The organism is Nocardioides sp. CFH 31398 (genome assembly GCF_022436705.1).
In the GTDB taxonomy this organism is placed as follows: domain Bacteria; phylum Actinomycetota; class Actinomycetes; order Propionibacteriales; family Nocardioidaceae; genus Nocardioides.
Genome location: NZ_JAKUHT010000011.1, coordinates 102,712 through 121,147 on the forward strand (window position 1 = coordinate 102,712; position 18,436 = coordinate 121,147).

Annotated in this window: 27 protein-coding genes; 15 read left to right on the forward strand and 12 right to left on the reverse strand. The window is 73.6% G+C overall.

What is annotated here, in order from left to right; genetic code table 11:
* Positions 1-30: 30 nt before the first annotated feature.
* From MJ876_RS10180 to MJ876_RS10225, 10 genes are all read left to right on the forward strand, one after another.
* Positions 31-543, forward strand: coding sequence for a helix-turn-helix domain-containing protein (locus MJ876_RS10180; protein ID WP_240236169.1), 513 nt, complete (start codon positions 31-33; stop codon positions 541-543).
* Positions 540-1,142, forward strand: a complete 603-nt coding sequence (locus tag MJ876_RS10185) for a hypothetical protein (protein WP_240236170.1) — start codon at positions 540-542, stop codon at positions 1,140-1,142. Before MJ876_RS10180 ends, MJ876_RS10185 begins: the two co-directional genes overlap by 4 nt.
* A complete protein-coding gene (locus MJ876_RS10190) occupies positions 1,126-1,734 on the forward strand; it encodes a GNAT family N-acetyltransferase (protein WP_240236171.1) in 609 nt (202 codons plus the stop codon). The genes MJ876_RS10185 and MJ876_RS10190 overlap by 17 nt, the downstream gene beginning before the upstream one ends.
* Positions 1,735-1,908: 174 nt before the next feature.
* Positions 1,909-3,579, forward strand: a complete 1,671-nt coding sequence (gene kaiC, locus MJ876_RS10195) for a circadian clock protein KaiC (protein WP_240236172.1) — start codon at positions 1,909-1,911, stop codon at positions 3,577-3,579.
* Positions 3,576-3,905: a circadian clock KaiB family protein gene (locus MJ876_RS10200; protein WP_240236173.1), complete on the forward strand. Its 330-nt coding sequence runs from the start codon at positions 3,576-3,578 to the stop codon at positions 3,903-3,905. The genes kaiC and MJ876_RS10200 overlap by 4 nt, the downstream gene beginning before the upstream one ends.
* Positions 3,902-4,687, forward strand: coding sequence for a PAS domain S-box protein (locus MJ876_RS22195; protein ID WP_240236174.1), 786 nt, complete (start codon positions 3,902-3,904; stop codon positions 4,685-4,687). Before MJ876_RS10200 ends, MJ876_RS22195 begins: the two co-directional genes overlap by 4 nt.
* Positions 4,684-5,067, forward strand: coding sequence for a response regulator transcription factor (locus tag MJ876_RS22200; RefSeq protein ID WP_240236175.1), 384 nt, complete (start codon positions 4,684-4,686; stop codon positions 5,065-5,067). Before MJ876_RS22195 ends, MJ876_RS22200 begins: the two co-directional genes overlap by 4 nt.
* A gap of 205 nt (positions 5,068-5,272) precedes the next feature.
* Positions 5,273-6,016, forward strand: coding sequence for a FadR/GntR family transcriptional regulator (locus MJ876_RS10215; protein ID WP_240236176.1), 744 nt, complete (start codon positions 5,273-5,275; stop codon positions 6,014-6,016).
* Positions 6,013-6,735 (forward strand): cache domain-containing protein, encoded by a 723-nt coding sequence (locus MJ876_RS10220; RefSeq protein ID WP_240236177.1) that lies wholly within the window; start codon positions 6,013-6,015, stop codon positions 6,733-6,735. Before MJ876_RS10215 ends, MJ876_RS10220 begins: the two co-directional genes overlap by 4 nt.
* 28 nt (positions 6,736-6,763) lie before the next feature.
* Entirely contained in the window at positions 6,764-9,130 is a 2,367-nt protein-coding gene (locus tag MJ876_RS10225; protein WP_240236178.1) for an excinuclease ABC subunit UvrA, read from the forward strand.
* A 126-nt stretch (positions 9,131-9,256) separates the two neighbouring features.
* Here MJ876_RS10225 and MJ876_RS10230 read toward each other — a convergent pair whose 3' ends face one another.
* From MJ876_RS10230 to MJ876_RS10240, 3 genes are read right to left on the reverse strand one after another with little or no spacing between them, the layout of a single operon-like run.
* Complete coding sequence (locus tag MJ876_RS10230) at positions 9,257-9,724, reverse strand: hypothetical protein (protein ID WP_240236179.1); 468 nt, start codon at positions 9,722-9,724, stop codon at positions 9,257-9,259.
* Positions 9,725-9,765: 41 nt separating this feature from the next.
* Positions 9,766-10,665, reverse strand: a complete 900-nt coding sequence (locus tag MJ876_RS10235) for an aminotransferase class IV (RefSeq protein ID WP_240236180.1) — start codon at positions 10,663-10,665, stop codon at positions 9,766-9,768.
* Positions 10,665-11,402, reverse strand: a complete 738-nt coding sequence (locus MJ876_RS10240; RefSeq protein ID WP_240236181.1) for an HAD family hydrolase — start codon at positions 11,400-11,402, stop codon at positions 10,665-10,667. Before MJ876_RS10240 ends, MJ876_RS10235 begins: the two co-directional genes overlap by 1 nt.
* Before the next feature lie 91 nt (positions 11,403-11,493).
* Between MJ876_RS10240 and MJ876_RS10245 the strand changes: the two genes are divergently transcribed.
* The 3 genes from MJ876_RS10245 to MJ876_RS10255 are packed head-to-tail and all read left to right on the forward strand — an operon-like array spanning position 11,494 to position 12,925.
* The gene (locus MJ876_RS10245; protein WP_240236182.1) at positions 11,494-11,820 is read left to right on the forward strand and encodes a helix-turn-helix transcriptional regulator; all 327 of its coding nucleotides are present in this window, start codon (positions 11,494-11,496) and stop codon (positions 11,818-11,820) included.
* Entirely contained in the window at positions 11,817-12,296 is a 480-nt protein-coding gene (locus MJ876_RS10250) for an SRPBCC family protein (RefSeq protein WP_240236183.1), read from the forward strand. Before MJ876_RS10245 ends, MJ876_RS10250 begins: the two co-directional genes overlap by 4 nt.
* The gene (locus tag MJ876_RS10255) at positions 12,293-12,925 is read left to right on the forward strand and encodes a maleylpyruvate isomerase family mycothiol-dependent enzyme (RefSeq protein WP_240236184.1); all 633 of its coding nucleotides are present in this window, start codon (positions 12,293-12,295) and stop codon (positions 12,923-12,925) included. The genes MJ876_RS10250 and MJ876_RS10255 overlap by 4 nt, the downstream gene beginning before the upstream one ends.
* Before the next feature lie 18 nt (positions 12,926-12,943).
* Here MJ876_RS10255 and MJ876_RS10260 read toward each other — a convergent pair whose 3' ends face one another.
* From MJ876_RS10260 to MJ876_RS10295, 8 genes are all read right to left on the reverse strand, one after another.
* Positions 12,944-13,297 carry an Asp23/Gls24 family envelope stress response protein gene (locus tag MJ876_RS10260; RefSeq protein WP_240236185.1) on the reverse strand — a complete coding sequence of 118 codons (354 nt, stop codon included), beginning with the start codon at positions 13,295-13,297 and terminating at the stop codon, positions 12,944-12,946.
* A 159-nt stretch (positions 13,298-13,456) separates the two neighbouring features.
* Positions 13,457-13,630, reverse strand: coding sequence for a CsbD family protein (locus tag MJ876_RS10265; RefSeq protein ID WP_240236317.1), 174 nt, complete (start codon positions 13,628-13,630; stop codon positions 13,457-13,459).
* 162 nt (positions 13,631-13,792) lie between these two features.
* The gene (locus tag MJ876_RS10270; protein ID WP_240236186.1) at positions 13,793-14,377 is read right to left on the reverse strand and encodes a hypothetical protein; all 585 of its coding nucleotides are present in this window, start codon (positions 14,375-14,377) and stop codon (positions 13,793-13,795) included.
* Complete coding sequence (locus MJ876_RS22205) at positions 14,374-14,919, reverse strand: DUF6286 domain-containing protein (protein ID WP_240236187.1); 546 nt, start codon at positions 14,917-14,919, stop codon at positions 14,374-14,376. The genes MJ876_RS10270 and MJ876_RS22205 overlap by 4 nt, the downstream gene beginning before the upstream one ends.
* Entirely contained in the window at positions 14,916-15,368 is a 453-nt protein-coding gene (locus MJ876_RS10280; RefSeq protein ID WP_240236188.1) for an Asp23/Gls24 family envelope stress response protein, read from the reverse strand. Before MJ876_RS10280 ends, MJ876_RS22205 begins: the two co-directional genes overlap by 4 nt.
* Positions 15,361-15,537, reverse strand: a complete 177-nt coding sequence (locus MJ876_RS10285; protein ID WP_240236189.1) for a DUF2273 domain-containing protein — start codon at positions 15,535-15,537, stop codon at positions 15,361-15,363. Before MJ876_RS10285 ends, MJ876_RS10280 begins: the two co-directional genes overlap by 8 nt.
* Positions 15,538-15,699: 162 nt before the next feature.
* Positions 15,700-16,023, reverse strand: coding sequence for a hypothetical protein (locus MJ876_RS10290; protein ID WP_240236190.1), 324 nt, complete (start codon positions 16,021-16,023; stop codon positions 15,700-15,702).
* The gene (locus tag MJ876_RS10295; protein ID WP_240236191.1) at positions 16,013-16,474 is read right to left on the reverse strand and encodes an Asp23/Gls24 family envelope stress response protein; all 462 of its coding nucleotides are present in this window, start codon (positions 16,472-16,474) and stop codon (positions 16,013-16,015) included. The genes MJ876_RS10290 and MJ876_RS10295 overlap by 11 nt, the downstream gene beginning before the upstream one ends.
* A gap of 133 nt (positions 16,475-16,607) precedes the next feature.
* Here MJ876_RS10295 and MJ876_RS10300 point away from each other — a divergent pair, with 133 nt between their 5' ends.
* Entirely contained in the window at positions 16,608-17,198 is a 591-nt protein-coding gene (locus MJ876_RS10300; protein WP_240236192.1) for an RNA polymerase sigma factor, read from the forward strand.
* A gap of 23 nt (positions 17,199-17,221) precedes the next feature.
* Entirely contained in the window at positions 17,222-17,665 is a 444-nt protein-coding gene (locus MJ876_RS10305) for a hypothetical protein (protein ID WP_240236193.1), read from the forward strand.
* A 4-nt stretch (positions 17,666-17,669) separates the two neighbouring features.
* On the opposite strand, the gene MJ876_RS10310 is transcribed toward MJ876_RS10305, so the two are convergent.
* The gene (locus tag MJ876_RS10310) at positions 17,670-18,431 is read right to left on the reverse strand and encodes a hypothetical protein (protein WP_240236194.1); all 762 of its coding nucleotides are present in this window, start codon (positions 18,429-18,431) and stop codon (positions 17,670-17,672) included.
* Positions 18,432-18,436: the final 5 nt, after the last annotated feature.

Genomic DNA, 18,436 nt, shown 5'->3' on the forward strand with positions numbered 1-18,436 from the left:
CTGTCAAATGGACTCAGGTAGGCTCCGTCCATGGACGCACCTCCCGCCCTGGAGTGGTCGACCGCGAACTGCCAGGTCGAGCGCGTGATGGCGCTGCTCGGGCACAGCGGCGTCGTGGTCGTCGTGCGGGAGGTGATCAACGGCGTACGTCGCTTCGACGACATGCGTCGCCACGCCGGGCTGTCGCGCCAGGTGCTCACCGACCGCCTGGCCCTGCTCGTCGACCACGGGCTGCTGCGCCGGGTGCCGTACCGCGACGAGGGGAGCAGAGAGCGGCACGAGTACCGGCTCACCGAGAAGGGATTCGAGCTGTACCCGACCCTCGTCGCGCTCGCCGACTTCGGCGCCCGCTGGTACGCCGACGCCGAGGGGCCCGCGACCACGCTGCAGCACCGGGACTGCGGGGCACCGGTGCACCCGGTCGTCGAGTGCGCGCGCGGCCACCGGGTCGACGACCCGCGCGACGTCGTCCCCGCGCCCGGGCCGGGCGCCCGGCGCGTGGTGCCCTCCGGGCCGGCGGCGGGCGGGGGCGGGGCGTCGTGATCGGTGACCGCTGGGGCGTCACCGAGGCGGAGGTCGCCCGCCGCTACCCCTGCGACGACCTGCGCCGCGGCAGCGGCCGCCCCGCGCTCGAGGTCTGGCGGGGCGTCGACGTCGCCGCGCCGCCGGACGTGGTGTGGCCCTGGGTGACGCAGGTGCGCGCGGCGCCGTACTCCTACGACCTCGTCGACAACCTGGGCCGGCGTTCGCCGCGCCGCCTGCTCAGCCTGCCGGAGCCCCGGCCGGGGGAGCCCTTCACCTCGGCCTTCGGCCGGGGCCAGGGCGAGGTGCTCGCGGTCGAGCGCGGGGTCGCCCTCACGGGCCGGATCCTCGGTGCGCTGATGTCGTACGTCGTGGTGCCCGACGGCCCGGGGCGCTCGCGGCTGCTGCTCAAGATCGTCATGGAGCACGGCCGGGCGATCGCCCCGCTCGTCTCCGTCGGCGACCTGGTGATGGCGCGCAAGCAGCTGCTCACGCTCGCGGGCCTCGCCGAGTCGACCAGGGAGTCGACCGGGGAGTCGACCGGGGAGTCGACCGGGGGGCAGGGGGTTCCGCCGACCCGGACCGCCGTGGTCGACTCGCGCGATGAGCACGACCAGTGAGGCGGTGAGGTGGGAGACCCACCCGGTGACCCCGGACCGCTTCGAGGACTTCGCCGACGTCGTCAACCCGAACCGTCGGGCCACCCACTGCTGGTGCCTGTCGCACCGTCTGCGGGCCCCGCAGATCGAGGAGCTCGGGGGTGGCAGCCGCGAGCGGGCGGCGCGGGCGCTCGGGCGGCCCGGCGTCCACGGCGACCATCCACCGGGCGTGGTGACCTACGCCGACGGCGTGCCCGTCGGCTGGTGCAGCCTCGGCCCCCGCGCCGACAACCCCCGCCTGGTGGCCTCCCGGGTGATCCGTCCCGTCGACGACGTCGCGGTCTGGACGATCATCTGCGTGGTGGTCCGCAGCGGTCACCGACGGCGCGGCGTGACCACGCGGTCGATCGAGGGCGCGGTCGCGTGGGCGGCGTCCGAGGGCGCCCCCGCGGTGGAGGCCCACCCCGTCGACGCGGTTTCCGACAGGATCGACCTCACGATGGCGTTCGTCGGCACCGTGACGATGTTCGAGCGTGCGGGCTTCCGGGTGGTGGGCACCACGGAGGCCACCGGGAGCGGCCGGCCGCGCGTGGTCGTCCGCCGCGACTGCTGACGGCACGGGGGCCCGTGCCCGTCCGGGGCGCGGCGATTGTGAGGGTCTCGCGGGGGGTTTGCCACTAGAGTGAGGCTCGCCTCTCCCTCCCCGGCCACCCGGTCCGAGCCAGGAGAGCTCTCGGAGGACGGAGTGACCGTGGGCCCCTGGCCGTTGTCGGAGAGCGGGACCGGCGTGCTGGAGAAGGCAGCCACCGGCATCGAGGGCTTCGACGACATCACGTTCGGCGGTCTGCCGCGCGCTCGCGCGACGATCGTCACCGGGGCCGCCGGGTCCGGCAAGTCCATGTTCGGCGTCGAGTTCCTCGCCCAGGGAGCGCGTGCCTACGGGGAGCCGGGCGTGCTGCTGAGCTTCGAGGAGACCGCCGACGAGCTGGTCGCGAACGCCGCGTCGATCGGCGTGGACCTCCGCGCCATGGCCGACGAGGGCACTCTCGTGGTCGACTCCGCCGCCGGCGACCTGGACGACCTCGTGCAGAGCGGGGCCTTCGACCTCGAGGGGCTGCTGCTCCGCCTCGCGGCCGCGATCGACGCGGTCGGGGCGCGTCGTGTCGTGCTGGACACCGTCGAGACCCTGTTCTCGACCCTCCCCGACGAGACCACGGTCCGGCGAGAGTTCGCCCGGCTGCTGCGGTGGTTGAAGGAGCGCGACCTCACGGTGGTGGTCACGGCAGAGCGCGGGCAGCAGGGCCGCCTGACCCGCCACGGGATCGAGGAGTACGTCTCCGACTGCGTGGTCGTCCTCGACCACCGCGTGGAGGACGAGGTCGCGACCCGCCGCATGCGGGTGGCCAAGTACCGGGGCTCGCCCCACGGCACCAACGAGTTCCCCTTCCTCATCAGCGGTCGTGGTCTCGTCGTGATGCCGCTGCACCACGACGAGCTGACGGAGGTCAGCGAGGAGCGGGTCAGCCTCGGCATCCCGGAGCTCGACACCATGGTGGGCGGCGGGGTCTTCCGTGGCTCGACCATCATGATCAGCGGGTCCGCGGGCACCGGGAAGACCAGCATCGCGGCGTGCGCGGCCGACGCGGCCTGCCGCCGGGGCGAGAAGGCTCTCTTCCTCTCCTTCGAGGAGCCGTCGGGCCAGGTGGTGCGGAACATGCGCTCCATCGGGCTCGACCTCCAGCACTGGATCGACAAGGGCCTGCTCGTGGTGCAGCACATGCGCCCGGCCATCACCGGGCTGGAGGCGCACCTGGCGTCCCTGCACATGATCCTCGACGAGCACCCGGCCGAGGTGGTCGTCCTCGACGCGGTGGCCAGCCTGAGCCGGGGCGTGGCGTCGTACGCCAGCGCCTCCGCCGTCGCGCGGGACATCGCGATGCTGCGCCTGCGGGGCGCGACCACGGTCCTCACCGCGCTCGCCGGCACCCACGACGACCCCCACACCGACGTCTCGGCGTCGTCGCTGGTCGACGCATGGCTGCTGGTCCGCAACGTCGAGAACGACGGCGAGCGCAACCGCCTCCTGATGACCATCAAGAACCGAGGCTCGTTCCACTCCAACCAGGTGCGCGAGTTCCTGCTGACCGACGACGGCCCGCGGCTGGTCGACGTCTTCGTCGGACCGGACGGCGTGCTCACCGGGTCCGCCCGGGAGCAGCAGGAGGCGCGCGACGCGAGCACCGAGGACGCGCGGCGCAGGGACCAGGAACGGCGGAGGGCCTCGATCGAGCGACGCCGCGAGGAGGTCGAGGCACAGATCGCGACCCTGCGGCGTCAGCTCGAGGACGAGCTGGCCGACTTCGCGGACGTGGACGACTCCGCGGCCGACGAGGCCGCCGACCGTGCGGCGGAGCGCGCGGACTCCGCTGCCCGTCGCGTGGGTGGTGGCGGGCCGTGACGACCAGCCCCGTCGCCGCCGACCTGGCGGACGCGTCCTTCCACCTCCGTCTCTACGTGGCCGGCCAGACGCCACGCTCCGCACTGGCGCAGGCGAACCTGTACGCGCTGTGCGAGGCCCGGTTGCCGGGCCGCCACCACATCGAGATCGTCGACCTGATGGACGAGCCGGCGCGGGCGCGCACGGACGGCGTGATCGCCGTCCCGACCCTGATCCGCGTCAGCCCCACCCCAGTACGTCGGGTGGTCGGGGACCTCTCGGACACCGCTCGCCTGCTCGCCGGGCTCGAGCTCGGGCCGCTCGCCACCGAGGGAGCGGCCTCGTGAGCGGCCCCGACGGCCCCGACGGCCCCGACGGCCTCGCCGGCGAGGCGGAGGTGGACGAGCTGCGGCGCCGGCTCGCGGAGCTGGAGGAGGCGCTGCGAGCCCTCGCCGACGGGGAGGCCGACAGCCTCGTGGTCGGGGCGCCCGGCGCCGAGCGGGTCGTCTCCGTGTCCGGCACCGACCTGCCCTACCGGGTCATGGTGGAGCGACTCGGTGACGGCGCTGCCACGCTCTCCCGTGACGGCACCGTCCTGGTGGCCAACCAGCCGTTCGCCCGCCTCCTCGGGGTCGACGCCACCTCCTTGCGGGGGTGGCCGCTGACCGCGTTCGTGGTGGCCGACCACATGCCGTCCGTCCTGGACCTGCTCGACGTCGCGGTGGGGGACACCAGGCGCGCCGAGGTGACCCTGCGGATCGGGCAGCACACCAACCAGGTGCTGCTCTCCACGACCGCGGTCCGGGCCGCCCAGGAGACGATCGTGTGCTGCGCGGTCGCGGACGTGACCGAGCACCGGCGACTGGTCGCCCAGCTGGAGCAGGAGCGCGCGCGTGCCCAGCAGCGCGACGACCGCATGCGGACCGCGCTGGAGGTCAACGACACCATCGTCCAGGGCCTCGTCACCGCCGAGATGACCCTGGACCTCGGGCAGCAGGCCCGGGCCCGCCAGATCCTGGCGGCGACCTCGGTCCGGGCCCGCGAGCTCATCGGCGAGCTGACCGGCGACGTCACCGCCGGCTCATTGCGGCGCGGCGCGCCGGCCCGGATCGAGGAGGACACCCCGTGAGCTGCCGAGTGGTGGTCGTCGACGACGCCGCCGACCTGCGCGAGATGCTGACCATGGTGCTGGACCTGCGGGGTGGCGGCGACTTCGAGGTCGTCGGCGAGGCCGGGGACGGACAGCAGGCGGTCTCCGTGGTCGAGGAGACCCAGCCCGACCTGGTGCTGATGGACATCGCGATGCCCGTCATGGACGGGCTCGAGGCGGTGCCGCTCGTGCGCCGGGTGTCGCCGGACTCGACGGTGGTGATGCTGTCGGGGTTCCCCGCCCGCACCGCCGAGGCCGGGGCGCTGGAGGCCGGCGCCCACGCCTACCTGGAGAAGGGCGGCAGGCTCGCGGCGACGCTGGTCCCGTCGCTGCACGACATCCTCAGCAGCCAGACCTAGCCGCCGCCGCCGACGCGCGGCCGAGAGGGAGCGGCGCCCGGCCGGAGGGGGGAGAACCGGCCGGACGCCGGGACCGTGGAGGACCCGATTGACCTCTGGACCCAGACGTTAACAGCCCACATACCTCCTCGCGCAAGTGTTGTGACAAAGTGCCCGGAGCCTGGAGGGCTTACACTGTCAGTCCTCGGGGGAGGAGGGTGTGCCGATGCACCGGTGGCTGGGGAGCCGGGCACGCTCGGCCGTCTTCGCCCCGATCGGGGACCTGGGACGGGCGGCGGGCGTCGAGCGACGCCTCGACGAGGCCATCCGCTCGGGCGTCCTGCACGACGGCGAGCGGCTGCCGAGCGAGGCCGAGCTCGCCAACCTGTTCGGGGTCGCCGTCGTCACGGCGCGCGAGGCGCTGGTGGGACTGCGCTCCAACGGACTCATCACCACCGTCCGTGGTCGAGGCGGAGGATCGTTCGTGCGCGGCCCGGTCGGCCCCGACGAGACCGAGCTGCGAGCCTGGCTGGCGTCCATGTCGCGGGTCGACCTGGCCGACCGGGGTGTCCACTACTCCGTCGTGATGACCGGGTGCGCGGAGCTCGCCGCCGAGAGGGCCACGCCGGACGACGTCGCCGACCTTCGCGGTCTGCTGGCCGGGCTCGGCTCGGATGCCGTGTCCGTCGTCCGGCAGGCCGACACCGAGCTGCACCTGGCGCTCGCCGCGCTCACCCGTTCCGCGCGTCTGTCGAGGGAGGTCATGTCGCTCGAGATCGACTTCGGGCTGCTCCTGCGGCTGCCGCTCGTCACACCGGACAGCCGTCGACGCCTGGTGGACGACGCCGTCGCCGTGGTGGACGCGGTCGAGCAGCGCGATCCCGACACCGCTCGTGACGTCATGCGCCTGCGGGTGCGCCGTGCCCTGGGCGACGTGGCCGAGCTGCGGACCGAGGTGTCCCGGCCGTGACCAGCGACCAGGCGACCCGCCGCACCACGGACCCGCTCGACACCTGCGTGACAGCCGCGGAGGAGTTCCTCCTCGGGGTGGGCGCGGCGGTCGGGGGCATGGCCGCCGAGGTCGCGAGGCGCATGGGGGAGGACGGCCCCACGGGGACCACCCGCGTGGTGACCCCGGCCGGGACGTCCGCGCTCGTGCGCCCCCTGGCCGAATCGGTGCTCGGCGACCCCCGCGTGCTCGGGGCCGGGTTCGTCGGCGACCCCGACGCCCTCGGAGGAGTCCCGCTCCTCGCCTGGTGGCAGGGCGAGCACCGCACGCCCGTGACCCAGCCGGTCACGCTCGGCCGCGACGCCGACTACCGCAGCAAGGAGTGGTTCCGCGCGACGATGACGGAGGGCGGGCTGCACGTCACGGGCCCCTACCTCGACTACGTCTGCAGCGACGAGTTCGTGCTGACCCTCACCACCCCCGTCGTCGGCACGGAGGGCACCGTGTGGGGCCTGGCCGGCGCCGACGTGCTCGCGGAGACGGTCGAGCGCGTCCTGGCCCCGGCCTTCGTCGCCGCGGGCGCGCTGCTGCTGAACCGTCACGACCAGGTCGTGGTCGCCGGCGCCGGACGGGCCTTCGCCGGCGACCGGCTGACCGACGACCGCTTCGACCTCCGTCGCGAGTGCCGGGGCCTGCCCCTCGTGGTGGCAGGCCGAAGCACCGACGACACCGCACACTGACGGGGGTCGACGGGTCTAGGTTGTCGCTATGAGCGCGAGCCACACCGCGGACTCCCACGACCGGATCCGGGTGCACGGCGCCCGGGAGAACAACCTCAAGGACGTCAGCGTCGAGCTGCCGAAGCGCCGCCTGACGGTCTTCACCGGCGTCTCGGGCTCCGGCAAGAGCTCGCTGGTGTTCGGCACCATCGCCGCGGAGTCGCAGCGTCTCATCAACGAGACGTACTCGGCGTTCCTGCAGGGGTTCATGCCGACCCTGGCCCGCCCGGACGTGGACGTCCTCGACGGGCTGACGACCGCGATCATCGTCGACCAGGAGCGTCTGGGGGCGAACCCGCGCTCGACCGTGGGCACCGTGACGGACGCGAACGCGATGCTGCGCATCCTCTTCAGCCGCCTCGGGGAGCCCCACCTGGGCCCGCCGAGCGCCTTCTCGTTCAACGTGGCCTCGGTGAGCGCCCAGGGCGGCATCACGGTGGACCGGGGCGACAAGTCCCGCACCGAGAAGGTCTCGTACACCCGCACCGGTGGCATGTGCCCGCGCTGCGAGGGCCGCGGGGCGGTGACCGACTTCGACCTGAGCGCCCTGTACGACCAGTCCAAGTCGCTGAACGAGGGCGCGATCACCGTGCCGGGTTACTCGATGGAGGGCTGGTACGGCCGGATCTTCCGCGGCTGCGGCTACTTCGACCCCGACAAGCCGACGGGCCGCTTCACGAAGAAGGAACGGCACGACCTGCTCTACCGCGAGCCCACCAAGATCAAGGTGGAGGGCATCAACCTGACCTACTCGGGGCTCGTGCCGCAGATCCAGAAGTCGTTCCTGTCGAAGGACCGCGAGGCGATGCAGCCCCACATCCGGGCGTTCGTCGACCGGGCCGTCACCTTCCAGACCTGCCCGGACTGCGACGGCACGCGCCTCTCCGAGGGGGCCCGCTCCTCCCTGGTCGACGGCCGGAGCATCGCGGACGTCTCGGCCATGCAGATCTCCGACCTCGCCGCGTGGCTGCGCTCCGTCGAGGCGCCCGGGGTGGCCCCGCTGCTGGCGGGCCTGCAGCACACCCTGGACTCGTTCGTCGCGATCGGCCTCGGCTACCTGAGCCTGGACCGCTCGTCCGGGTCGCTGTCCGGGGGAGAGGCGCAGCGGACCAAGATGATCCGCCACCTCGGCTCGTCCCTGACCGACGTCACCTACGTCTTCGACGAGCCGACGATCGGTCTCCACCCCCACGACATCGCCCGGATGAACCGCCTCCTGCTGGAGCTGCGGGACAAGGGCAACACCGTGCTCGTCGTCGAGCACAAGCCGGAGGCCATCGCCATCGCCGACCACGTCGTCGACCTGGGGCCGAGCGCCGGCTCCGCGGGTGGGCAGATCGTCTACACCGGCGACGTCGACGGCCTGCGTCGCGCCGACACCCTCACCGGACGCCACCTCGACGACCGGGCCTCGTTGAAGGCGTCGGTCCGCGAGGCCACGGGAGCCCTGGAGATCCGGGGTGCCGACACCCACAACCTCGTCGGCGTGGACGTCGACGTCCCGCTGGGCGTGCTGACGGTCGTGACCGGGGTGGCCGGGTCGGGCAAGAGCTCCCTCGTCCACGGGTCGCTGGCCGAGCGGGACGGCGTGGTCATCGTCGACCAGGGCGCGATCCGCGGGTCGCGGCGCAGCAACCCCGCGACGTACACCGGCCTGCTGGAGCCGGTCCGCAAGGCCTTCGCCAAGGCGAACGGCGTGAAGCCCGGGCTGTTCAGCGCCAACTCCGACGGGGCGTGCCCGGCCTGCAACGGCGCGGGGGTCGTCTACACCGACCTGGGCGTCATGGCGGGGGTGGCGACGCCGTGCGAGGAGTGCGAGGGCCGTCGCTTCACCGCCGAGGTGCTGACCTACACGTTCGGCGGGGCGAACATCTCCGAGGTGCTCGAGATGTCCGTGGACGCCGCCGCGGTGCACTTCTCCGAGGGGGACGCACGCCTCCCGGTGGCCCACAAGATCCTGCAGCGGCTCGCCGACGTCGGGCTCGGCTACCTGACGGTGGGGCAGCCGCTGACCACGTTGTCCGGCGGCGAGCGCCAGCGGCTGAAGCTCGCCACCCACATGGCCGCGACCGGTGGCGTCTACGTGCTGGACGAGCCGACCACGGGTCTCCACCTCGCGGACGTCGAGCAGCTGCTCGGCCTGCTCGACCGCCTCGTGGACGGCGGGACCTCGGTGGTCGTGATCGAGCACCACCAGGCGGTGATGGCGCACGCCGACTGGATCATCGACCTCGGCCCCGGCGCCGGGTCCGACGGCGGCCGTGTGGTCTTCGAGGGGACGCCGTCCGCCCTGGTCGCCGACCGCTCGACGCTCACCGGGCAGCACCTCGCGGCGTACGTCGGGGCGACGGGGTAGTCCTCGCACCGCTCCGGTCGCGGTCGGGCGGGTCGCAACGCACGGAGGTCTGCCCGGTGCGGTCCCCGGGGCAGCGGCCCGGCGAGGCTCGACCGGCGGCGGTGCCGTCGACGTCCGGCGCGGGGGTCAGCCGTTCCGCGACTCGATGTCGCGCTCGCACCCCGCGGCGCCGTACCGCTCCCACTGGCCGTCCGTGCAGCCGGCGGGCAGGGCCCGGACGGCGAGGAGCAGCAGCGCGGGCAGCACGAGCACGAGGAGCATGCCCAGCTCCACGCCCCGACGACCACGGCGACGGAACCAGGACGCGAGCACGCCGAGGGCGGCGGCGGGCGCGGTGAACAGGATGCCGACGACGAGCCAGTCGCGAGGAGCGGGGCCGTCGGGCCCGTCGGTGCAGAGCACCCTGCCGCGCCAGGACGCCGGCGCGATCATCGTGCCCTCGCTGACGTCGGGGCCGCACATGAAGGCGCCCGAGAGCACGGCGGAGCCCAGGACCGCGGCGGCCACCAGCGTCGCGAGGACGGAGGCGGCCACCGCGAGCAGCACGACACCGACGTGGACCAGCCACGACGGGCGGGCGCGGGTCGTGGCCATGCGGCGGAGGGTGCCCGCCCCGGGCCACGCCGAAACGAGCGTCAGGCGACGACGGTGCCCTCGACGGCGGTCCGCTCGGCGTACGCCGCGTCGAGGCGGCGGGTCGTCGCGCCCGGGCGGCCGTCGCCGATGGTGCGGCCGTCGACGGCGACGACGGGTGTGAGGCCGCCCATGGTGCCGGTCACGAGGACCTCGTCGGCGGCGTACACCTGGGTGAGCGAGAAGTCGCCGACCTCGACGGGGACGCCCTGGGCGGCGCAGATCTCCAGGACGGTCTCGCGGGTGATGCCCTCGGGGCACGCGCGCGTCGTCGAGGTGCGGACGACGCCGTCACGGACGTGGAAGACGTGGGTCGCGTTCGTCTCGGCGACGAAGCCGGCGTCGTCGAGCATCAGCGCGTCGTCCGCGCCGGCGACGTTGGCCTCGACCTTCGCCAGGATCGACGTCAGCAGGTTGTTGTGGTGGATCTTCGGGTCGAGCGAGTCCGGGCGGTGGCGGCGCACCGACGACGTCACGAGCGTGATGCCGGAGTCGTCGTAGACCGGCGCCTTGTGCTCGGCCAGGACGATCAGGGTCGGGCCCCGCTGGTTCAACCGGGGGTCCATCCCGGAGGTGATCTTCACGCCCCGGGTCAGGGTCAGCCGGATGTGGACGCCGTCGGTCATGCCGTTCGCGGCCAGCACGGCGCGGATCCGCTCCGTCACGTGCTCCGGCGAGGGGATCTCGGTGAAGGCCAGCGCCTGCGCGGACCGCTTCAGGCGGTCCAGGTGCTCGTCGAGCTTGAAGATTCGGCCCCCGTGGACCCGCAAGCCCTCCCACACGGCGTCCCCACCCTGCACGACCGAGTCGAAGGGGCTGATCCCTGCGGCGTCGCGGTGGACGACGGTGTCGTCGATGCCGACGAGCAGGTCGTCGTTGCGGGGGTCGTAGGTCTGCAGCATCAGGCGGGCTCCTGCGAGGGGTCGGAAGGGCGGAGGCGGTACGGCGCGAGCGCGTCGTAGTAGGGCCGGCACCGCTCGAGGAGCGGCTCGAGGCGCGTGGGCAGCGGGTCGGCGGAGCCGGGCGAGGAGCGGCCGAAGCCGGTGGAGGCCTCGACGCCGGCGTACCAGTGCGGGGCCCAGACGCCGTCGGAGTCGCGGGGCCCGGCCGGCCAGGCGAGCATGGCGGGGTCGAACCCGATCCCCAGCGCGGCGCAGAGCGCGCGCAGCGCGGCCTCGGGGTCCGCGAGCACGTCGGCGGCGTCGAGGACCGGCCCGCCGAAGGTCTCGAACAGCTCGACCTGCTGGGGCAACCCGAGGTCCGAGAGGGTCGGCTCCTCCCGCACCTTGGCGTACGACGTGAGCACGCGCTCGGGGTCGCGCACCAGGAACGCGTGCACGAGGCCGCCGAGAGCGGCGCGGTCGACGCCGTCCAGCAAGTGGTGGGTCATGTGCTTCTGGTACTGCAGCGGGGTGGCGACCGGTCCGCGCGCGAGCTCGGTCAGCACGACGGCGGGGTCGGTCGACTGGCTGGCGAGGACGTCGTCTCGCCCGGGGTGGTCGAGCCCGGTGGCGGCGAGGTACGCGGCGTACAGCGGCTCGTCGACCACGGAGCAGTCGGCCCGGTTCTCGAAGCTCCGCATCATCGCCGTCGAGAGGTTGCGCGGCCCCGACCACATCGCGATCCGTCGTGCGTCCACCGGCTGCTCCTCCCTCCGACGCACACACCCTGGCAGACCCGGTCGGGCGGCGGGGTTGCGCCTCAACGTGTCAGTGGTAACTTACGTGTTCGTGACGACTGACGGATCGGCGGCCTGGGACCTGCTGGGCGACGCCAGCCGTCGCAGCATCGTCGAGCGGCTCGCCGCCGGCGAGAGCACCGTGGGCGAGCTCGCGGCCGCCATGCCGATCACCCGGCCCGCGGTGAGCCAGCACCTGCGCGTCCTCAAGGACGCCGGGATCGTGCGCGACCGGCAGGTCGGTCGGACGAACGTGTACAGCCTCGACGCCCACCGGCTCGCGGCGTACCGCCGACAGCTCGACGACTTCTGGACGACGGCACTGGGCCGGCTCGCGACGACGGAGGTCGCCACCGACGAGGAGGAACGAGGCCGATGAGCATCACCGAGGACGGGACGGTCCGCCACGAGGTCGTCGTCGACGCCCCGCAGGAGCGGGTCTTCGCGGCGTTCTCGCGTCTCGACGCCGTCAAGCCGCGCGAGCACAACCTGCTCGACGTCCCGATCGAGGAGACCGTGCTCGAGCCGTGGCCGGGCGGCGACGTCTACGACCGCGGGTCCGACGGCTCCACCTGCCGGTGGGCGCGGGTGCTCGCGCACGAGCCGCCCCGCCGCCTCGTCCTCGCGTGGTTGATCGGCCCGGACTGGCGGGTGGCCGACGACCCGAGCCGTGCCAGCGAGATCGAGGTGACGTTCACCCCGCTCGACGACGGCCGGACGACGGTGCTGCTCGTGCACCGCCACCTCGAGCGGCACGGCGCCGGCTCGGAGGAGCTGGCCAGGCGCCTGGACGCCGGGGGTGGCTGGCCGCTGTGGCTCGACCGGCTCGCCACGGCCTCCGGGTCGGCGGCGTGAGCGCCTCCTCGCCGATGGACCTCGCGGTCGCCGAGCGCGCCGAGCTCCTGGCCCTGCTGCGGGGACTGACCCCGGAGCAGTGGGCCGCACCCTCGCTGTGCGAGGGGTGGTCCGTTCGCGACGTCGCCGTCCACGTGGTCTCCTACGACCCCCTGACCACCCGACAGCTCGGTGGGGCGTTCGTGCGCGGCGGGTTCCGGGTCGACCGGGTGAACGACCTCGTCCTGCACGCGTACGACGCGATGTCGCCGCAGTCGGTCGTCGACCTCGTCGCGCGGCACCAGCGCCCACGCGGACTGACGGCCGGCTTCGGCGGTCGGATCGCCCTGACCGACGGGACCATCCACCACCAGGACGTCCGTCGCGCGCTGGGCCTGCCCCGCACCATCCCGGCGCCCCAGCTGCTCACGGTCCTCGACTTCGCCCGCACTGCCCCGACGCTGCCGGCGCGGGGCCTGACCAAGGGGCTGCGTCTGGTGGCCGAGGACGCCGGCTACGACGCCGGCTCCGGGCCCGAGGTGGTCGGGCCGGGGGAGGCGCTGCTGATGGCGATGGCCGGGCGGGGGGTCGCCCTCGACGAGCTCGCGGGCGACGGGCTGCCCGTCCTCGCCCGCCGGCTCGGCGCCTGACCGACGATTCTCCGCGGTTCAGTCCGGGAGCGCGACGTCCGTGACCGCGACGTCGACGCCGACGACCTCGAGGCCCGTCATGCCGGTCAGGGTCGTGGTGATGCCACGTCGGACGTCGTCGGCCAGCGTGTGCAGGTCCGCGCCGTACGCCGCGACGATCCCGAGCCGGACCCGCAGGCGGGGCGGTCCGGCGTCCGAGGGCTCGGCGTCGACGACGACCGGCGCTCCCGAGAGGTCGGCCACCCCGTCGTGACCGCGCGCCGAGAGGCTGCACATCGCCACCACGGCACGCACCGCCAGCACGCTGTCACCGAGGGCGGGGACGACGAGGTCGTCGGTCTCCGCCAGGCGCCCTCCCGCGCTGTCCACCACGTCTGGCCACCTCCGTCGCCGGTGGCGCAGCCGGGACGGCGGCGCCTGGGTTTACAGCGTAAGGTACCGTGGGTGACGAGGCGTCCCCGGACATGACGACGGGCCGACCGCAGTGCGGTCGGCCCGTCGTGCCGAGCTCTGGCGTGACGCCAGGACGCGTCAGTTCTTGAAGGCGTCCTTGACGTTCTCGCCGGCCTTCTTGGCGTCGGCCTTGGTCTGGTCGGCCTTGCCCTCAGCCTTGAGCTGGTCGTCGTTCTTGGCGTCGCCGATGGCCTCCTTGGCCTTGCCCTTGAGGTCCTCAGCAGCGTTCTGGATCTTGTCGCCGATACCCATGTGGATCAACTCCCTCTCTGGTGTGCCGGACGGCTCGTCCACCCGGCGGGGTGTGGTGGGTGCTACATACCGACGGTACCCGCGGGAGCCTCACGGGAGGCCGGTTCCGGGATGGTCGGTGCCGCTGGACCGGGTGGTCCGGCGGACGTCTCGTGGTGGGGCCTACGGCGCCCCGACGGTGGCCGTCCTGCCCCGGTCTGCCCGGCCGCGGGGCCCGTCGACCAGCACACGGCAGGTCGCGTCCCCGTCAGGGAGGGCTGCGGCGACGTCCGCGGCGCAGGTGCGGGCCGCGGCGGCGACGCTGGGGCCGTCGGACCGCGGGTCGAGCCGGGCCGTGATCTCCACGACCTGGTGCGACCCGATGGTCCGGGTCCGGCCGCGCACCGAGTCAGTGCCGGCGAGCTGCCCGAAGCGGTCCGCCGCCGCCGACGCGAGCGACGAGAGGTCCAGTTCCAGGCGACCGGCGTTGCTCGAGCCGCGCAGACGGATGGTGGACTCGTGGGGACGTCGGGCGTGCGAGGCCAGCCACCACAGGGCCAGCAGGCCCAGGACGACGGCCACACCGGCGAACGCCCACGGGAACCAGGTCGCCTCGACCGCGGTGGTCACGGGGCCGGTGGACAGCTGGCTCGGGTAGGTGAACACCCAGCCGTAACGCCAGTCGAAGGCGAAGAACGCCAGCGCTGCGAGACCGAGGGCGACCAGCAGGGTCACCAGGCGGTCGAACGCGTTCAACCTGCGGCTCATGCGCTCTTCTCCTCCACGCGACGGGAACGGACCTTGACGGTGGTGCTCGCGAGGCCGGCGAGCTGCTGCTCGACGGACGCACGGACGGCGGCCTCGACGTCGCCCGCGCCGGGCTCGGCGGCCACGGTCACGGTGACGGAGCGTCGGGTCGCGCGGGCCTCGGCGGCGCGGACGCCTGCGGTGCGGTCGGCGGCCTCGCGGGCGAGCGTGGCGACCGCGCCGGGGCTGACCCAGAGGTCGGTCGAGTCGTCGCCGCCCTGGCCGTGGGTCTTGCGCGCCGGCTTGAGCACGACGTACAGCAGCAGGAGCGCGAGCACGCCGGCGACACCGCCGACGGCGAGCACGGTGCCGTTCGCGGTCAGGCCGTCGAGGGCGGAGACGGCCGGCGGCGTCCACGGCGAGCCGGTGGTCCAGCCCTGCGCGACGGCGAGGTCGCGCACGGCCACGACGGCCAGCGCGATCAGGCCGATCGCCAGGAGCGACGCCACCAGGCCGGCCGCGGGGGTGCGGGCCGGAGGGGTGGACGGAGCCTTGCTGCTCACTGGACCCTCCTGGTGTCGGTGGTGGACTCGTCGTCGGTGACGACGTGGACGGTGACGTCGACCCGGCGGATGTCGATCCCGGCCAGGTCACGCGTGCGCTGCAGGACGAGGTCGCGGGTGCGACCGGCGATGTCGGCGACGGGTGCCGGCCAGCGGACGGCGACGTCGAGCTCGATGGAGGCCTGGAGGCCGTCCATCCGGGCGGACGCCCGCGGGTAGTCACGGCCCAGGGTGCGGCGCACGGCGTTGCCGGACCGCACCGTGCCGGAGACCTCGGTGGCGGCGTGCTGGGCGAGGTGGGCGAGCGCCTTGGTCTTCAGCTCCAGGGAGCCCCGCTCCTCCGGCGCGCGCTCGGCGCCCTGGGCGACGTGCCCGGGGCCGGTGGCGGGTGCCGGGGTGGTGGCCCTCTCCGGAGCCTCCGGAGCCTCCGGAGCGACGGTGTCAGCCACGGCGACCACGGACCATCGCGGTCACGTCGATCTCGCCGTCCAGCTGGCCACCGATGACGTAGCCGACGGCGCCGAGGACGAGCGCGAGCAGGAAGCCTCCGAAACCGCCGATGGTGACGGCGATGGCGAGCAGGAGGCCGGCGATGAGGCCGAGGGTCGAGGTGGTCATGAGTCTCTCCAGACGTTCTTCTCGGGGTGTCTCGGGGTGTGGGAAGTCGGGGGGAGTGGTTCGTCGCGGCGGATGGCCGCGGACGGACCGGGGTCGTGCGTCCGGACGGTGCCGGGGCCTGTGCCGGTGGCGGCGAGGGGAAAGCGCCGCCACCGGCGCGGCTCATGCGGACGTCGGCGCTACGACGTCCTCGACGTACACGTCGACGCGGCCGCCGCCGACGTGGGCCTCCGTGGTGCGCCGGACCGCGTCGACGACCTCGTGGACGTCCGCGCCCCACGTCACGCTCACGTGGACGTCGGTGCGGTCGTCCTCGAGTCGGATGCCGGTCACGCGGCGCCCCGGGAGGTACGTCGCGACCTCGCCGAAGAGGCCGCCGTGCAGGCCCGCCACACCGGGGAGGGCCAGCACCTCCTCCGCCAGGCTCTCGGCCGGGTCGGAGGGGGTGGGCTCGCCCGCGGTCGCGGGCGAGGTGTCACTGGACACGGGCCGGGGCCTCGTCCTTCTCGTCGTCGGCGTCGGAGCCGTCGTCCAAGTGGACGTCGTTGACCGTGATGTTGACCTCGACGACGTCGAGACCGGTCATCCGCTCCACGGCGTTGATGACGTTGCGACGCACGCCGGCGGACAGGTCCGCGATCGACACGCCGTACTCGGCGACGAGCTGCACGTCGACGGCGGCCTGGCGCTCGCCGACCTCGACGGAGATGCCCTGCGAGTGGTTGGTGCTCGAGCCCGGGATGCGCTCGCGCAGCGCGCCGACCGCACGGGCGGTGCCGCCACCGAGGTTGTAGACGCCGGCGACCTCACGGGTCGCGATGCCGGCGATCTTCGAGACCACGGTGTCCGCGATGGTGGTGCGGCCGTGCTCGGTCACCAGCGGGCCCTCGTTGGTCGTGGCCGGCTTGGTGGTCTTCTCGGTGCTGGTCTGAGTCACGATGCTCTCCTTCACTGGGTGGACGACCGGCGTTCGGTCGGACAACAGTTGGTCGCATCAGGTCACGGAAACGTCACGGAAATTCTCCTGTGATCGCGGTAACACTTTGAGACGGCCTGCTGTTCTGGTCGGCATGACGCGCACGACGTCCGAGGACGCCGGGGATTCCTGGGGTCTCGAGGACGCCTCCGACGAAGCACTGGTGCGTCGAGCGAAGCTGCGCGACGAGGCCGCGTTCCGGGTGATCGTCGACCGGCACGGCCCGGCGATGTACCGCTACGCGGTGCGCCTGATGCGGGGCAGCACCCACGACGGGGCGGAGGTCACCCAGGAGGCGCTGATCTCGGCGTGGAGGAGCCTGCCGACCTTCGAGGGCCGGTCGAGCCTGAAGACCTGGCTGTTCCGGATGGTCCACCGCCGGGCCGCCGACATCCAGCGGAACCGTCGGCCCGTCCCGATCGACGACCAGCTCCTCTCGCACGTCGCGCGCCCCGCGGTCGACAACCCGCTGCAGGACGTCCTGGACAGCGAGCTGCTCGAGGCGCTCCAGGAGGCGCTGGACGAACTACCGTGGCTCCAGCGGTCCTGCTGGCTCCTCAAGGAGGTCGAGGGCCTCTCGTACGCCGAGATCGGAGAGGCGTTGTCGATCCCCGTCGGCAGCGTCCGTGGGCACCTGCACCGGGGACGACGAGTGCTGGCGGAGAGGATGTCCCGATGGCGGTGAACGGACAGGGCACTGAACCTGTCATGGACCCGTTGGAGCGTGCGACGGCCGTGGCCCGGGAGACCGAGCCGTCGGGCTGGGCGGTGATCGCCGACGACGTCATGCGCCGGGCCCGCCAGCTGCGGCGGCAGGACGACCCGATCCTCGCCGACGTGAGGCCGGACGGGTCGCGGACGGTCGTCTCCTCGCGCGTCGTCGTCGACCTGCTGCGCACCGACCTCACGCAGGACGCGTCCTACGCGCCGGACGACCTCACGCTGACCGTGACGGGCGAGCGCCTGGACACCGTCGGGGTGGCCCTGGTCGCCGCCTTCGGCGTCGACCTCGTGACGATGGCGGACGACGTGCGGGCGCGCGTCCTGGCGGTGCTCGAGGGCCTCCTGCCCCGCTTGGCGGACGCCCGGGAGCAGGTGTCGGTGGACGTGGCCGTCGTCGACGTCGTCGACGGGGACCCCCGACGGGTCTGAGCGCTCAGCCCTGCTCGGCGATCGCGGCTCGCCACCGGGCCGCCAGGTGGGCGACCGAGGGCAGCCGGTCCGCCGGGTCGTCGAACGTCGCGGCTCGCACGACCGTGGCGACGGCTTCCGAGCGACGTTCGCTCGGCAGGAACACGTCCAGGACGCGCCCGAGCACGAAGACGGTGGTGCGGTGGTCGACGACCGCACCGCGACGGTTCTCCTCCGGTGCCATGAAGCGCGTCGAGCCCGGGAGCCGACCGACGTCGTTGACCCACGGCCCGCGCCGGTAGCACTCGAGGTCGACCACGACCGTCCGGCCGGCCCCGAAGGCGTGCATGAGCGAGCCGTCGTAGAGGTCCCCGGCAACCCAGCCGGCCGCCTCCAGGACGACGTGGAGGTCGACGACGGTGTCGAGCGCCGCGTGGAGCCGCGGCAGGGGCAGCGCCCGGAACCGTGCGAACGCCTCGGCGGGGTGGTCGCGGCGCCCCGCGGGCGCCCGCAGCAGCTCGCCGTCGAACCACGGCTGCACGAGGACGGCGCCGCTCTCGGTCTCCTCGTGCTCGACGACCTCGAGCAGGGCCGGGTGGGAGGCCTCGGCGTGCAGGAGCGCCGTCCGCCGGAGGGCGGCCGCGTCGAGGGAGGTCTTCACGAACCACCGTCGTCCGCGGGCGTCCCGCACCCCGAAGGAGATGTGGCCCGAGTCCTGCGCCGCGAAGGTCGCGAACACCTCGCCGCGGCGTCGGGCCTCGTCGAGGAGCGGACCTGAGGGGAGCATCGTCG

Bases quoted from the DNA above. Each gene is read 5' to 3' on its own strand.
- MJ876_RS10235 (WP_240236180.1), bottom strand. From the start codon at position 10,665: ATGCTGCAGACCTACGACCCCCGCAACGACGACCTGCTCGTCGGCATC.
- MJ876_RS10225 (WP_240236178.1), top strand. From the start codon at position 6,764: ATGAGCGCGAGCCACACCGCGGACTCCCACGACCGGATCCGGGTGCAC.
- MJ876_RS10285 (WP_240236189.1), bottom strand. From the start codon at position 15,537: ATGACCACCTCGACCCTCGGCCTCATCGCCGGCCTCCTGCTCGCCATC.
- MJ876_RS10300 (WP_240236192.1), top strand. From the start codon at position 16,608: ATGACGCGCACGACGTCCGAGGACGCCGGGGATTCCTGGGGTCTCGAG.
- MJ876_RS10230 (WP_240236179.1), bottom strand. From the start codon at position 9,724: ATGGCCACGACCCGCGCCCGCCCGTCGTGGCTGGTCCACGTCGGTGTC.
- MJ876_RS10250 (WP_240236183.1), top strand. From the start codon at position 11,817: ATGAGCATCACCGAGGACGGGACGGTCCGCCACGAGGTCGTCGTCGAC.
- MJ876_RS10270 (WP_240236186.1), bottom strand. From the start codon at position 14,377: ATGAGCCGCAGGTTGAACGCGTTCGACCGCCTGGTGACCCTGCTGGTC.
- MJ876_RS10215 (WP_240236176.1), top strand. From the start codon at position 5,273: ATGCACCGGTGGCTGGGGAGCCGGGCACGCTCGGCCGTCTTCGCCCCG.
- MJ876_RS10305 (WP_240236193.1), top strand. From the start codon at position 17,222: ATGGACCCGTTGGAGCGTGCGACGGCCGTGGCCCGGGAGACCGAGCCG.
- MJ876_RS10190 (WP_240236171.1), top strand. From the start codon at position 1,126: ATGAGCACGACCAGTGAGGCGGTGAGGTGGGAGACCCACCCGGTGACC.
- MJ876_RS10180 (WP_240236169.1), top strand. From the start codon at position 31: ATGGACGCACCTCCCGCCCTGGAGTGGTCGACCGCGAACTGCCAGGTC.
- MJ876_RS10310 (WP_240236194.1), bottom strand. From the start codon at position 18,431: ATGCTCCCCTCAGGTCCGCTCCTCGACGAGGCCCGACGCCGCGGCGAG.
- MJ876_RS10265 (WP_240236317.1), bottom strand. From the start codon at position 13,630: ATGGGTATCGGCGACAAGATCCAGAACGCTGCTGAGGACCTCAAGGGC.